This is a genomic window from Planococcus chinensis, assembly GCF_020071995.1.
In the GTDB taxonomy this organism is placed as follows: domain Bacteria; phylum Bacillota; class Bacilli; order Bacillales_A; family Planococcaceae; genus Planococcus; species Planococcus chinensis_A.
In genome coordinates this window covers 80,220-92,944 of record NZ_JABWTK010000001.1, presented here as the reverse complement: position 1 = coordinate 92,944, position 12,725 = coordinate 80,220, and the positions used below count along the sequence as shown (strand labels likewise).

Sequence of the window (12,725 nt, the reverse complement as noted above, 5' to 3'; positions counted from 1 at the left end):
CGAACAGTAAGGGTTGCAGCCTCTGCTGATTGAAGTTTCTACAAGGAGGTCCGCTATGAAGAAATCCTCAATTGCTGTGCTCTTTTTGAGCATCAGCATTGTGCTTGTGGTTTACCTGGGCTATCAAAACTTATTCCCTCAAGCAGAACCGCCTTACGATGACGACCAGGAGGGCTTAAACGGCCAGCTCATTTTCAAGTTTAGCCATGTAGTTGCCGAGAATACCCCTAAAGGACAGGCGGCAGCCAAATTCGCCGAACTTGTTGATGAAAAATCCAATGGCACCATTCAGATTGTAGTCTTCCCTAACGGCAGTTTATATTCCGATATTGAAGAAATCAATGCGTTAAAAGATGAACAGGTTCATATGATTGCTCCTTCTACTTCAAAACTCGATATGCTTTCTCCAGAGTGGGGCGTGCTGGATCTTCCCTTCGCTTTTTCAGAATATGACGCAATTACGGAAGGCGTACACGGTCCGATTGGCGAAAAGCTGCTGCAGTCGCTGCAGAAAGAAGGGATTAAAGGGCTTGCGCACTGGCCTAACGGCTTTAAACAGATTACGACCAATAAAGGTCCTGTGATCAGCCCGGAAGACCTGGCGGGCCAGAATTTCCGGATTATGCAGAGCAAAATCATTCAGGCACAGTTCGGCATGCTGGGTGCGATTGCGCAGCAGGAATCGTTTAACTCTACATTTAAATTGATTGAAGAAGGAAAAGTAGACGGTGAAGAAAACACCATTTCCAATATCTACTCGAGGAAATTCTATACTGTTCAAAAGCATATGACAATCACCAACCACGGATATTTGGGATATGCCGTCATGATGAACCAGGATGTTTGGGACCGGCAATCCAACAATACCCAGCAAATCCTGCTGGAAGCGATGGAAGAAACCACCGCTTGGAACGATGAAAATGCACAAAAGCTGAACGAAGAGCAACTCGCTCTTATCAAAGAAAATTCTTCCATCGAAATCCACGAATTGTCCCAAGCGGAGCAGCGGCAGTGGATGGAACGACTCAAACCGTTATACGAAGAATACGAAGAAATAATTGGCCAGGAATTAATGGAGGAACTGCAAGAATTAAAAAAGCGCTACACTTATGAAGATTAATTTTTGCCAGCTGTACAGGAAAGGACCTGCTTCCAAGCAGGTCCTTTTTACAATTTCCCGCTCTTTATTTCTCTCAATATATTAATATTGACTTTTTAAAAAAGCGGAGTAGAATAACGTTCATCGAGAACTAAATACCTCGGCCTAATCCTTGAAAAAGGAACGGAGGAACCAATTTATTGGGGCTAATTCTGCGGTTTTGCAGAAGGGATGAGAGCAACTCTTTCGCCATCCTGCCCGTCAGCTAACTTCGTCGGCTAAAGCGAAGGAGGTCCAAGGACCCCTTTATTCGGGATGCTTTTTTGCACAGCGCAAAAAAAATTCCGAAAAAATGCAGGTCTTTTTGTTATGCCTGCTTTTAGCAAGAGGAACCGTTCAAACATCGCAGGAGAGCCGGGATGAGAAAAATTAGAATGACGCCACTAACACGATAAACCAGCAGAAAAACTAGTTACAGCCACATACTAAAAAACGGAAGGTGTACATCATGGTCTCTGCAATCAAACGATTCTTTATTGGACGGCCGTTAAAATCCAACATGCTGGGCGAACAAAAACTCAATAAAAAGAAAGCCTTGGCAATTCTCTCTTCCGATGCGCTTTCTTCTGTAGCTTATGGGCCGGAGCAAATCCTGATTGTTTTAATCACTGTCAGTGCCACAGCGTTTTGGTACTCGATTCCGATCGCCTGTGCCGTGTTGGTGCTGTTGTCGGTGCTGATTTTGTCGTACCGGCAAATTATTTTCGCCTACCCTCACGGCGGCGGAGCATATATTGTGTCGAAAGAAAATTTAGGCACCAATCCCGGCCTGATTGCCGGCGGTTCTTTGCTGGTCGATTATATATTGACCGTTTCCGTTAGCGTCTCGGCCGGAACGGATGCGCTCACTTCTGCTTTTCCAGGGTTGCATGGCCATAATGTCGCAATAGCTGTGGCGTTTGTGGTGTTTCTTACGCTCTTGAATTTAAGGGGCGTAACAGAATCGGCTTCGATTTTGGCATACCCGGTTTATTTATTTGTCCTGGCGCTTTTTGTCTTGATCGGCGTCGGCATTTATCAGATCCTGACCGGCACGGTGCCTGCTGATCTGCACCCACAGCTTGGCGCGCCTGTCGCGGGCATCAGTTTGTTTATCCTGCTGCGCGCATTTGCCTCAGGCAGCTCCGCACTGACAGGAGTCGAAGCGATTTCCAATGCCATTCCCAACTTTAAAGATCCCGCTCCTGTCAATGCCGCCAAAACCTTGACAGCCATGGGAATTCTATTGGGGCTGCTGTTTTCAGGAATTGTTTTTCTTGCTTATTACTACGGCATTTCGCCGCTTGCGGAAGTGACCGTAGTTTCCCAAATTGCCGAAGAGACATTCGGCCGCAACTTCCTGTACTTTTTCGTTCAAGGGACAACCGCCTTGATTTTGATTTTGGCAGCCAATACCGGCTATTCTGCGTTTCCCTTACTGGCAGTCAATTTGGCGACCGATAAATTCATCCCAAGAATGTTTACGGTGCGCGGCGACCGGCTGGGCTACTCAAATGGGATTCTGATTCTGGGGCTGGCTTCCATCCTGCTGATTGTGGCATTCGGCGGACATACAGAACAACTGATTCCGCTCTATGCCGTCGGGGTTTTCATCCCGTTCACATTGTCCCAGACCGGAATGATGATGAAGTGGATCCGCGAAAAACCGAAAGGCTGGGAACTGAAGTTTGCCATCAACTCAGCTGGGGCTTTGATCTGCTTTACCGTCACCATCATCTTTTTCCTGACGAAATTCACGCAAGTATGGCCGGTCCTTGTTTTCCTTCCGATCATCCTGTATGTTTTTTACCGGATCAAGAGCCATTACCTGGCGGTGGCGGAACAGCTGCGGATTTCGGACCGGGCCCGAGCAGTAGCGGTTGAAGGGAATGTCATGATCATTCCGGTGGCCGGCATCACACAAGTCGTGCAGACTTCCATCGATTATGCCCGTTCATTGAAAGTAGATCAGATTATCGCTGTTTACATCGCCTTCGATAAAGAAGATGAAAAGAAATTTGAAGCCAAGTGGAAACAGTGGCAGCCCGATGTCCGGCTCGCGACGCTGTATTCGCCTTACCGGAGCGTGATTCATCCGCTGATGAAGTTTATCGATACAGTCGAGCACAAAGCCAACGAACTGCATTACCGGGTGACTGTGGTCATCCCTCAATTTATTCCTAAAAGAGGGTGGCAGAATATCCTCCATAATCAGTCGGGATTTCTCATCCGAGCCGCTTTGCTGCTCCGGAAAAACTTGATCGTCATCACAGTGCCTTTTCACTTGAAAAAATAAAAAAGCAAAGTCCGCAAATAAAGCGGGCTTTGCTTTTTTATGAAGTAGTTTTGGCTGAGGCATCTTTATTTTGCCGATTTTTGACTTCTTCCATCTTGCCATAGAAACTTTCTTCCAAATCGATGTCAAAGAAATTCGCAAACTTCATGATGTAAGCAAGGCAATCGGCCATTTCTTTGCCGATATCTTCTTTTACGGTTTCCGACGCCAATTGGAACGCTTCTTCTTCATCCATGCCATTCTGCACATATTTATAAGTCAGGTTAAACGCTTTTCGCAATTCTTCCGCGATTTCAGCCACTTCTGTCGTCAACAGCATGTAATTGTTTAGAAGCGAAGCCCGGTTTTTTTCAAAATCGCCGTCTTCAATGCTCCAGCCCATTTCTTTTTGGTACTGCTTCGCAAATGCCTGTGCTTCTTTCATCTTCTCCCTCCTCCTTCAATCAGTTTCTTTTATTGGCAAGACTGTTGAATACTTGACTTCCCGAAGCGCCAAGTTGGTTTGGATCTTGTTGATGCCCAGCTCATTCAACTTCCGGATGAACGCCTGCAAGTCACTTCGGTTCCGGTTTGCGACTTTCAGCAAATAATCGTACTCTCCCGTGATGCACTGGCATTCCAGCACTTCCGCCATTTCCAGCAAGGCATTTTCCAATGTGTTCAGTTCTTCCGCCTGATGAAGATTTGTGCTGATGAAAATAAAACACAGTAAATCGAAGCCAAGCTTTTCCTGATTCAGTATGGCGACTTGCCGGCTAATGTATCCTTCACTCTCCAGCCGCTTGATCCGGGCGTGAACAGCAGGAGACGATAAATTCACCCGTTTCGCAATTTCTGTATTGTTCATGTCTGCCTGCTTTTGCAAAATATCCAGAATCTCGACATCTATTGGGTCGAGCACTTTGCGGACAATCGATTCCATCGCTTTCCTTCCTTTCATTCTTTTTGCAGAGCCCAAATTTTTAGATTAAAAAATGAATAAATTAAAGATAACATATTATTTTATTTTAATAAATTTCGAATTTATCTTATATAACAGAATAATAATCAGCATCGAACGTTAAAATGATAAAATGTTTTATATCAATTAACCGTTTTTCCCCTCAAAGGCTGAAAGGAAGTTGCCCATGCGTTATTTTTATTATTTATTATTGCTGCTTACCAGCTTTTTATGGGCAGGCAATTTCGTGGTCGGCAAATGGCTGGTGGGCCATGCGTCTCCTATGACTTTGACCAGCCTGCGCTGGATGATTGCGGTCCTTTGCCTGATTCCCTTCGTCTGGATGACAGAAAAAAAGATCCTGCCGCCGCGAAAAGCGATTGTACCGCTAATTTTCATGGGAATTACAGGAGTCGCGCTGTTTAATATCCTGCAGTTTTTTGCACTGGAAAATACGTCAGCCACCAATATCGGTTTGATTTCCACGTTAAACGCGATTTCCATTGCTGTTTTTTCAGCTTTTTTGTTGAAAGAAAAAATCCGGCCACTTCAAGCTGCCGCAATGGGCTTATCGCTGTTTGGCGTCATTTTGGTTCTGACAAAAGGAAACACGGCGCTCCTGTTTACGATGCAGTTCAATAGAGGCGATTTGTATATGCTTGCAGCCGTTGCCATCTGGGGCATTTATTCGGTCTGCAGCAAATGGGCGATGGCTTCCACTTCTCCGGCAATGGCCACTTTGTATTCGGGCATTTTCGGCGTCCTGGTCCTGCTGCCGTTTAATCTAACGGACTTTACGGTAACGGATATCAATGCTTCTTTCGTCTCCTCAATTTTGTACACCGGCGTCATTTCGACCGTTGTCTGCTTTGTGCTGTGGAATATCGGCGTCAAAAAATTGGGTGCTACGACGTCCGGCTTGTTCCTGAACTTCAATCCGGTCTTCACCGCCGTTTTAGCATTTTTCATTCTCGGCGAACAAATGACGGGAGCCCAGTTGCTGGGCAGCGCTGTGGTGATTGGCGGATGTTTCCTCTTCAGCTATTTCGGCACGGTAAAACCGTCCGCTACACGTTCTCAAGACGCAATAAAGGAGTTGTCCCAAAGTGAATTTGGGACAACTCCTTTGCGACGAAGCTAGCGCAGCGATGCAGGAGCAATAGTATTCCCCCACCATTTATTAGAAGCAAGGGGCCGCAAAGAAAGTTTTATTTGCTTGGCTGCATTTGCTTGTTTTTTCCGCTCAACTGCGGAAGGTTGTCTTTTACAGACTGGATGGCTTCTTCGATATTGCCGACAGGCAAAAACTGTTTCTGCGAATCCGGATACTGAAGGCCGGTATGCTTGTAGCGGGAATCGTAATAATGCTCCAGCAGCAATTGGATGGCCGAAGCGAAATCGCCGGATTCCAAATCTTCTTCAATCTGTTTAGCGACCGGCACATGGATGCGCGACTTGATCAATTGGAAAGCTTCCATGCATTCGCTTTGGTGTTCGGTTGGCCGGTAATCCAACAGGATTTCCTTGACCCGCTCTTCCATCGGCATGTCGACGATCAACTGCTGGCTGCTGTTTTTCAAATCGAACAAAAACGGTGGAATCACCACTTTGCCGATGCGGTGGCTTTCCGCTTCGAATAATACGTAAGGGGCATCTTTCAGCGCTCTCAACTGGTGGACCAGCAACGAATCAAACACTTTTTGGTTATGCGGCTCCAGGCCGATCTGGCCGAAAATCGATCCTTTGTGGTTGGCCATCCCTTCAAAATCAATCACCGGATAGCCTTCTTTCTCCAATGCCTTCAGGATTCGAGTTTTTCCTGCCCCGGTATAGCCGTTTAACACAAAAGCTTTTTCAGGTGCTTGCATGACTTCCAACTCGGCCACGACCCATTTCCGGTATGCACGGATGCCTTCTTCCAGGCGGCTGACGTGGATGTTCATCAAGCTCAGGAGCGTCGCAGTTGTCTTGCTGCGCATGCCGCCGCGCCAGCAAAATACCACTTTGTCTCCTTCAATTTTTTTAAAGGAACGGATAAATTCCGGCAATTTTGCTGAGATGATTTCCAAACCGCGCTCTTTTGCCGCGTCTATGCTGACTTGTTTATACAGCGTTCCCACTTCAGCGCGTTCCGCATCATCAAAAAAAGGAATATTGATGCTTCCCGGAATGGAAAAATTCTTATATTCAGAGGGCGACCGGACATCAATGAGCGTCTTGGTCCCATTTTCAATAACTGGTATCAATTGTTCTACATTTATATTGCTATACATCTTTTTTCCTCCAAAAAGCTCTTCAAAGAGCTTTGTCGTTTGTCCTAATTTTTTCAAGTTTGCCTTTTAAGTATACACCCATTGATTTTACTTTGAAGCTTTCGCGCCTCAAACCTCCATCCTGATCGGGCAAATAAAAAAGGCAGACTGTTGCCGCAGTCATGCCTTTTCGAACCTGGCCTTATTTTATCGCCTCATAAAGCCGCATCGGCGGGAGGTTGCGTAGGAGGTATTGATCGTGCGCTTCGGAAAAGTAATCCTGCAAATGAACCATCAGATGCTCGTCTTTCTGGAAAAAAGTCTGGTACGGCAAAAATTTTCCGCCCGGCTTTAGTACGTGGCTGGTCCTTTTTACGATGTCTTCCCGAGTTTCTTCATCCATCAACGAAAACGGAATGCCGGATATGACGTAATCCACTTTACCGATCCCGTACTGCTTGACGATGTTATGTACATTTTCTGCGCTGTCATGGTGAACTTTTAAGCGTTCGTCCCTTGTATTTTTAGTTAAGTAGTCCACAAAATTTTCGTTCTGTTCAATGGCAATGACCATGGAATCCGCAGTTATGTGTTCAAGCAAGTAATCGGTGAACACGCCGGTAGCCGGTCCGTATTCGATGATGACCACTTTCTTGCTGAGGTCCATTTTCCCGCACACTTTCTGCACGCCTGCCTTGGAAGTCGGTGTAATCGAAGCAATGTTCGGATCTTTGATCAGATTTTTCACGTATTCTTTCGTAGTCATTTTTTGGCCCCCTGTTTTTCAATGGTCTGGCTGCAAACAAACTCGTTCCTATAGAACACATTTAAACTATAGCCGCTTCACTGCCTGTCTTTATCCTTTTTCAAAAATTCGTAAAATGTTATTTTTATCATATACCCTTGAAAAAAACGGGTCAATCTATTCCTTAGGCCTTAAGTTGGGGAAGCTGTTAAAAAACTGACCACAACGGTTCAAGTTTTTAGAATCCCTTTCCGGAACCTTCCTCACCCACATGAAAACGGTATGATAGAAACAAGGATGGTGATTAGATGAACACAAAAATTTATTTTGACAATGAGAAATTTACGGCTGGCATGACGCTCCAAGATCCGGCCGAATTCGAAGTGAATAATATGGCGCTCCATGTTTGCGAAAACCCGCAGCACATTGTGGAAAACCGTAAAAAATTGGCGGCTTCCCTGCGCCTTGATCTGAAAGACTTTGTTTGTGCCCATCAAACACACAGCGCAAATTTCCACCGTGCAACAGCGGCTGACAAAGGGCGCGGAGCTGAGCGGCAGGACACGGCCATTGCGGATACCGATGCCTTGTATACAGATGAGCAGGATTTGTTATTGGCAAGCTTTTCCGCCGATTGTGTGCCGGTAATGTTTTACCATGAAGAAAAGGGGCTTGCCGGAGTGGTCCATTCCGGCTGGCAAGGAACGGTTAAAGAAATCACGTTAAAGCTGTTCGCACATTTAATACAGGAAGAACACTGCCGTCCGGAAGACTTTCACGTCCAGCTCGGTGCCGCTCTCAGCCAGGAGAAATTTGAAGTGGACGAAGACGTCTATTTGAAATTCAAGAACCTGGGCTATGCGGACGACTTCATGTATTTCAACGAAGCCAGCGGCAAATACCATATCGACAACCAGCTGACCGTCAAAAAGCAATGCGAACTCGCCGGCATCCCGCCGGAGCAGATCCATATCGACCGCACCTGTACATTTGAAAGCCCCGATGGTTTTTCCTACCGCCAGGACAAGAAAAGCGGCCGGCATTTGAGTTTCATTGTAAAAAAATAACGAAATTGGCGAGCTGCAAGCAAAAGCTAACTCCGGTTCACGGAGTTCGGCTTTTGCTTTTTTCTTTGGTGCCAATCGGATACAGGCTTAGTGTCTTATAAGATGGGGTAAACAAAAACGAAATTGAATCCGCTTTCCTTACGCTAGCGAAAAGGGATTTTCAGCTTTAATTAACTGTAAGAATCTGTTATATTCTAAAAAATGAAACTTCTTCGCAATGAGCTCGTATTTTTTAAAAGAGGTGAGAAGATGGGGTTTTTCAGCCGATTATTTTCCGGAACAGATAAAGGCAAAAAAGCGCCGGCCGTTGAAAAACGGACATTGCGCAATCTGCAAGTAAAAGATTTTGTAACGTATGACCTGATGGACTACGAAGTGGTCGGAAAAATCCATTACAACGACAGCGGCTACACATGGGATGCCTATCAATTGGCAGCTGCCGGAAAGAATATCTGGCTTAGTGTGGAGATGGATGACGAGCTCGAAGTCGGCGTCTACGAAAAAATCCGGATAGCCGGGCTAGAACCCGGCAAAAAGGAAATCAGCTACGACGGAAAAACGTATTTTCTTGAAGAACAAGGACGCGCCTACGTCACTTCATTCGGCCGCAGCGAAAATGTGAACGGGGCTGAAATGGCCTATTATGAATACCTCGATGAAGCGGGAGAATCGTATTTATCCGTGGAAGTTTGGGGCAGCGAAGTGGAAGTCAGCAAGGGGTATGAAATTGAAGAATACGAAGTCACCATTTTAGCAGGAAGTTAACGAAATTGGAGGAGAGAATATGTTTCAATTTTTTAAGCGTGTACAAACCTATGTAGAATCCGAGCTGAATGCGGCACTTGATAAAGCGGAAGATCCAGTAAAAATGCTCGATCAGTTTATGCGGGATATGGCACTGGACATCCGGGAAGCCGAGACGGCTGTCGCCAAACAACTGGCTAATGAAAAGATTTTGAAAAAGAAATACGATGATGCCAGCAGCATGGTTGAAAAGCGTCAGCAGCAGGCTGTGGAAGCGATTGAAGCCGGGAACGAGGACTTGGCCCGCCGTGCGCTCGAAGACAAGCAGAACCATGTCGTTCAGGCGAATTCCATGAAAGAAGCCCACGAACGGGCAGCGAGCGATTCCTCTGTGCTGCGCGAAAAATTGGCAGAAATGAAGCGGGAATACGAACAAATGCAGATCAAGAAAGATTCGTTGAAAGCCCGTGCTGAATCGGCCAAAACGCGCACCAAAATCAACCGGACGATGAGCTCTGTCGGCAGCGACGAATCGCGCCAGGGCTTTGAACGAATGGAAGAAAAAGTCATGCATTTGGAAGCTGAAGCTGAAACATCAGAAGACATGCGCACAGGATCGCGCAGCCTCGATGATGAATTTGAAGCGCTTAAAAAAGGCAGCGCCGTCGATACGGAACTGGCGGCCCTTAAAAAACAGCTTGGAAAAGAATAATGAACTGCGGTCTGCTCTTCTGCGGGCAGACCGTTTCCGTTCAGTTGGAGTGTTCATCTTATGACAAAAAAACGATGGCTAACAGGCCTGGTGGCTGTGGTGCTTTTCCTGTCGGCATGCGGCAGCCTCTCGCAGGCAGAGGATTATGTAGAAAACAATTATACTTTTGTAAATGCCGTGCAAAGTGAAGGCGGCTCAAACAGCCGCGCCATGATGTACCGTTCCGATAAAGACTTGGCGGGCACTGTCGCAGAGCTAAGTGAAGTTCAGGAACCTGAACAGGTCGGAGAGGAAGTCGAAGGCCGTCAGGTCATGGTCTATAATGATGATTTCATCATTTTGACAGAAGACCCGGACAACCCGGGCTCAACGCTTGTCGAAGTGGCGGATGAAGAATTTGTCCGGACGCATTACAATCCCGGCTTTTTCACCGGAATGTTTTTCGGCTCCTTCTTAAGCAACCGGTTTGGATCCGGCTGGAGCCAGTCGCAGGCGACCCGCTGTGCACGCGGCGGATGCTATTCAGGCGGCGGCGGATACAGTTCCATTCCATCAACCAGCACAGGCCGAGGTTCCGTATTCCGCGGCGGCGGGCCTGGTGTCGGGAAATAAATCATAGCAAAGGAGCTTGACCAGTGAATTCATTCTTACTGACTTTTTTGTATTTCCTCGCAGCAATTGCTGTTGTACTCGTAGGCCTAGTCATTTTTGAACTACTGACAAGAAAGTACAAGGACTGGGAAGAAATTAAAGGAAACAATACGGCTGTCGCATTGTCGATTGCCGGAAAGATTATCGGTACATGTGTCATCCTTACGTTTTCCATCCTGCACAATGACACGATTTTAGAAACCGTCGTATGGGGGCTGTTCGGGTTGCTTTTGCAATTCATCGCTTACTTCCTGTTCGAATTGCTGACTCCCCGTTTCTCGGTGGAAGTTCAGTTGAAGGAACGCAATACGGCAGTAGGCATCATTTCATTCGCCGTTTCAGTTGGATTGGCGTTCGTCATCGGCGCCTCGATTACATAAGGCGGTGTGTTGAATGGTATTAGAACAAGAATCCGTCCGGCAAAGCCGGGCGATTTACTATGCATCCGGGATTGTTTCCATCTGCGGCATTATCTTTGAAGTATTATTTGGAGCGCTTGGTTCCTACATTTTAGGAGATGGTGTGAAGCAATACACGCTCACCATCTCTCTTTTTTTAACCGGCATGGGCATTGGCGCGTATATCAGCGAGAAAATGACGCGCCATTTGATCGCGTCGTTCATCTGGATTGAATATTCCATCGGCATCATCGGCGGTTTTTCGGCGATGCTGCTGTTTGGCGTTACCGCTTACCTGCCGCCCGGCACAGGTTCCCTGTTTTTATACAGCGTCATCCTGATTGTCGGTTCTTTGACGGGTGTGGAACTGCCGATTTTGATCCGAAAAGCAAATGAAATCGGTGTGTCTCTCCAAAAAAGCGCGGCCAAAGTGCTGTTTTCCGACTATGCCGGCGGGCTTGTCGGCGGACTGCTCTTTTTGTTCTTGCTGCGCCCTTATTTCGGGCTCGTGAAAACGTCTTTTCTCGTCGCCTTGATCAACGTGGCAGTCGCACTTTGGATTGTCTTCCGTTTTAAGCACGAATTAAAGCGGTTCAAGCTCCATGCTGCATTCGGCGTTTTTTTCCTGGCTATTTTAATCGTCGGCGCTTTGTTCGGGGAACAGGCAGCTTTCCATTTTGAGCAGCAACTCTACAAAGATCCGGTGATTTTTTCCGAGCAGACCTCTTACCAGAAAATTATTTTGACGAAGCAGCAGGACGATACCCGCTTGTATTTGGACGGACAGCTGCAGTTCAGTTCGCTAGACGAGCACCGCTATCATGAAATCCTTGTCCATCCCCCGATGGCTGCAGCAGCCCGCCACGACCGCGTCCTGGTTCTGGGAGGCGGCGACGGGCTGGCGGTCCGTGAATTGCTGAAGTACGAAAATCTGGGCCAAGTCGATTTGATCGACCTGGATCCAGAAATGACCGGACTCGCCCAGACCAATCATTTGTTGACGGAGCTGAACGGCGGCTCCCTTTCCCATCCGAAAGTCAACGTAGTCAACGAAGATGCTTTCCGTTTCCTGGAGACCGCTGACGGCTTTTACGATGTCATCATTATCGATTTGCCCGACCCGAACAATGAATCACTCAACAAACTGTATACAACGGAATTTTACTCACTTGCCCGCAATCACCTCCATCCCGACGGTGCCATGATGGTCCAGGCAACGAGCCCGGTATTTGCGCCGCAAGTGTACTGGACCATTGATAAGACAATCCAGTCGACCGGTCTTCAGACGGAAAATCTGCACGCCGACATTCCAAGTTTCGGCGGTTGGGGCTATGTGCTGGCATCACGCTCTAAAGTGCAGGCAGAAGGCCTCCAAATCATTGAAGATACAGAGTATCTGACCACAGATCTGCTGCCGGCACTCACTGCATTTGGAAAAGACGAAGATGCCGTAATCGAAGACGGCAATGGCAAGATCATCGCTTTGGAGCCCAATTCGCTGATCCGGCCGAATTTGATCGGGATTTACGAAAAGTCCTGGAAGAATTATTAATAAGCAAACAGAGCAAATTAAAAAGGTGCTGAAGCGTAAAAATTTCAGCACCTTAGACTGTAGACAAAGTGTAGAAAAATATAATAGCGATATATAAACCAACCGGACCAGCCACTTCGCTTTCCGTGGGCTCAGCTTCAGTCTCCTCGTCACTAACGTTCCTGCGGGGTCTTCAGCTTTCGCTGTCCCACAGGAGTCTTCGTGGCCGGACCGGTTGGGCGTGTCACTTT

At 47.0% G+C, this 12,725-nt stretch carries 13 protein-coding genes and 1 riboswitch; of the genes, 9 read left to right on the top strand and 4 right to left on the bottom strand.

Annotation, left to right across the window (positions count from 1 at the left end):
* Positions 1–55: 55 nt before the first annotated feature.
* Together HU147_RS00455 and HU147_RS00450 are read left to right on the top strand one after the other, a co-directional pair.
* Positions 56–1,120 carry a TRAP transporter substrate-binding protein gene (locus HU147_RS00455; protein ID WP_224074364.1) on the top strand — a complete coding sequence of 355 codons (1,065 nt, stop codon included), beginning with the start codon at positions 56–58 and terminating at the stop codon, positions 1,118–1,120.
* A 131-nt stretch (positions 1,121–1,251) separates the two neighbouring features.
* Positions 1,252–1,394, top strand: a riboswitch (cyclic di-AMP (ydaO/yuaA leader).
* 213 nt (positions 1,395–1,607) lie between these two features.
* Complete coding sequence (locus HU147_RS00450; protein WP_224074363.1) at positions 1,608–3,434, top strand: APC family permease; 1,827 nt, start codon at positions 1,608–1,610, stop codon at positions 3,432–3,434.
* Between the two features lie 37 nt (positions 3,435–3,471).
* Here the strand turns inward: HU147_RS00450 and HU147_RS00445 are convergent, their stop codons facing one another.
* Together HU147_RS00445 and HU147_RS00440 are read right to left on the bottom strand one after the other, a co-directional pair.
* Complete coding sequence (locus HU147_RS00445; protein WP_224074362.1) at positions 3,472–3,858, bottom strand: MazG nucleotide pyrophosphohydrolase domain-containing protein; 387 nt, start codon at positions 3,856–3,858, stop codon at positions 3,472–3,474.
* Between the two features lie 15 nt (positions 3,859–3,873).
* Complete coding sequence (locus HU147_RS00440) at positions 3,874–4,356, bottom strand: Lrp/AsnC family transcriptional regulator (protein ID WP_224074851.1); 483 nt, start codon at positions 4,354–4,356, stop codon at positions 3,874–3,876.
* 205 nt (positions 4,357–4,561) lie between these two features.
* Here HU147_RS00440 and HU147_RS00435 point away from each other — a divergent pair, with 205 nt between their 5' ends.
* On the top strand, positions 4,562–5,515 hold the full coding sequence (locus HU147_RS00435; protein ID WP_224074361.1) for a DMT family transporter: 954 nt from the start codon (positions 4,562–4,564) through the stop codon (positions 5,513–5,515).
* 67 nt (positions 5,516–5,582) lie between these two features.
* Here HU147_RS00435 and mnmH read toward each other — a convergent pair whose 3' ends face one another.
* Positions 5,583–6,647 carry a tRNA 2-selenouridine(34) synthase MnmH gene (gene mnmH / locus HU147_RS00430; RefSeq protein WP_224074360.1) on the bottom strand — a complete coding sequence of 355 codons (1,065 nt, stop codon included), beginning with the start codon at positions 6,645–6,647 and terminating at the stop codon, positions 5,583–5,585.
* A 181-nt stretch (positions 6,648–6,828) separates the two neighbouring features.
* A complete protein-coding gene (locus tag HU147_RS00425) occupies positions 6,829–7,392 on the bottom strand; it encodes a class I SAM-dependent methyltransferase (protein ID WP_224074359.1) in 564 nt (187 codons plus the stop codon).
* A 287-nt stretch (positions 7,393–7,679) separates the two neighbouring features.
* Between HU147_RS00425 and pgeF the strand changes: the two genes are divergently transcribed.
* From pgeF to HU147_RS00395, 6 genes are all read left to right on the top strand, one after another.
* Positions 7,680–8,438: a peptidoglycan editing factor PgeF gene (pgeF, locus tag HU147_RS00420; protein ID WP_224074358.1), complete on the top strand. Its 759-nt coding sequence runs from the start codon at positions 7,680–7,682 to the stop codon at positions 8,436–8,438.
* A gap of 249 nt (positions 8,439–8,687) precedes the next feature.
* Positions 8,688–9,203 carry a DUF4178 domain-containing protein gene (locus HU147_RS00415; RefSeq protein WP_224074357.1) on the top strand — a complete coding sequence of 172 codons (516 nt, stop codon included), beginning with the start codon at positions 8,688–8,690 and terminating at the stop codon, positions 9,201–9,203.
* 19 nt (positions 9,204–9,222) lie between these two features.
* Positions 9,223–9,894 (top strand): PspA/IM30 family protein, encoded by a 672-nt coding sequence (locus tag HU147_RS00410; protein WP_224074356.1) that lies wholly within the window; start codon positions 9,223–9,225, stop codon positions 9,892–9,894.
* Positions 9,895–9,954: 60 nt separating this feature from the next.
* Positions 9,955–10,506 (top strand): DUF4247 domain-containing protein, encoded by a 552-nt coding sequence (locus HU147_RS00405; RefSeq protein ID WP_224074355.1) that lies wholly within the window; start codon positions 9,955–9,957, stop codon positions 10,504–10,506.
* Between the two features lie 23 nt (positions 10,507–10,529).
* On the top strand, positions 10,530–10,925 hold the full coding sequence (locus HU147_RS00400; protein ID WP_224074354.1) for a DUF350 domain-containing protein: 396 nt from the start codon (positions 10,530–10,532) through the stop codon (positions 10,923–10,925).
* 13 nt (positions 10,926–10,938) lie between these two features.
* Positions 10,939–12,495, top strand: a complete 1,557-nt coding sequence (locus HU147_RS00395; protein ID WP_224074353.1) for a polyamine aminopropyltransferase — start codon at positions 10,939–10,941, stop codon at positions 12,493–12,495.
* The last annotated feature ends 230 nt before the right edge of the window (positions 12,496–12,725 follow it).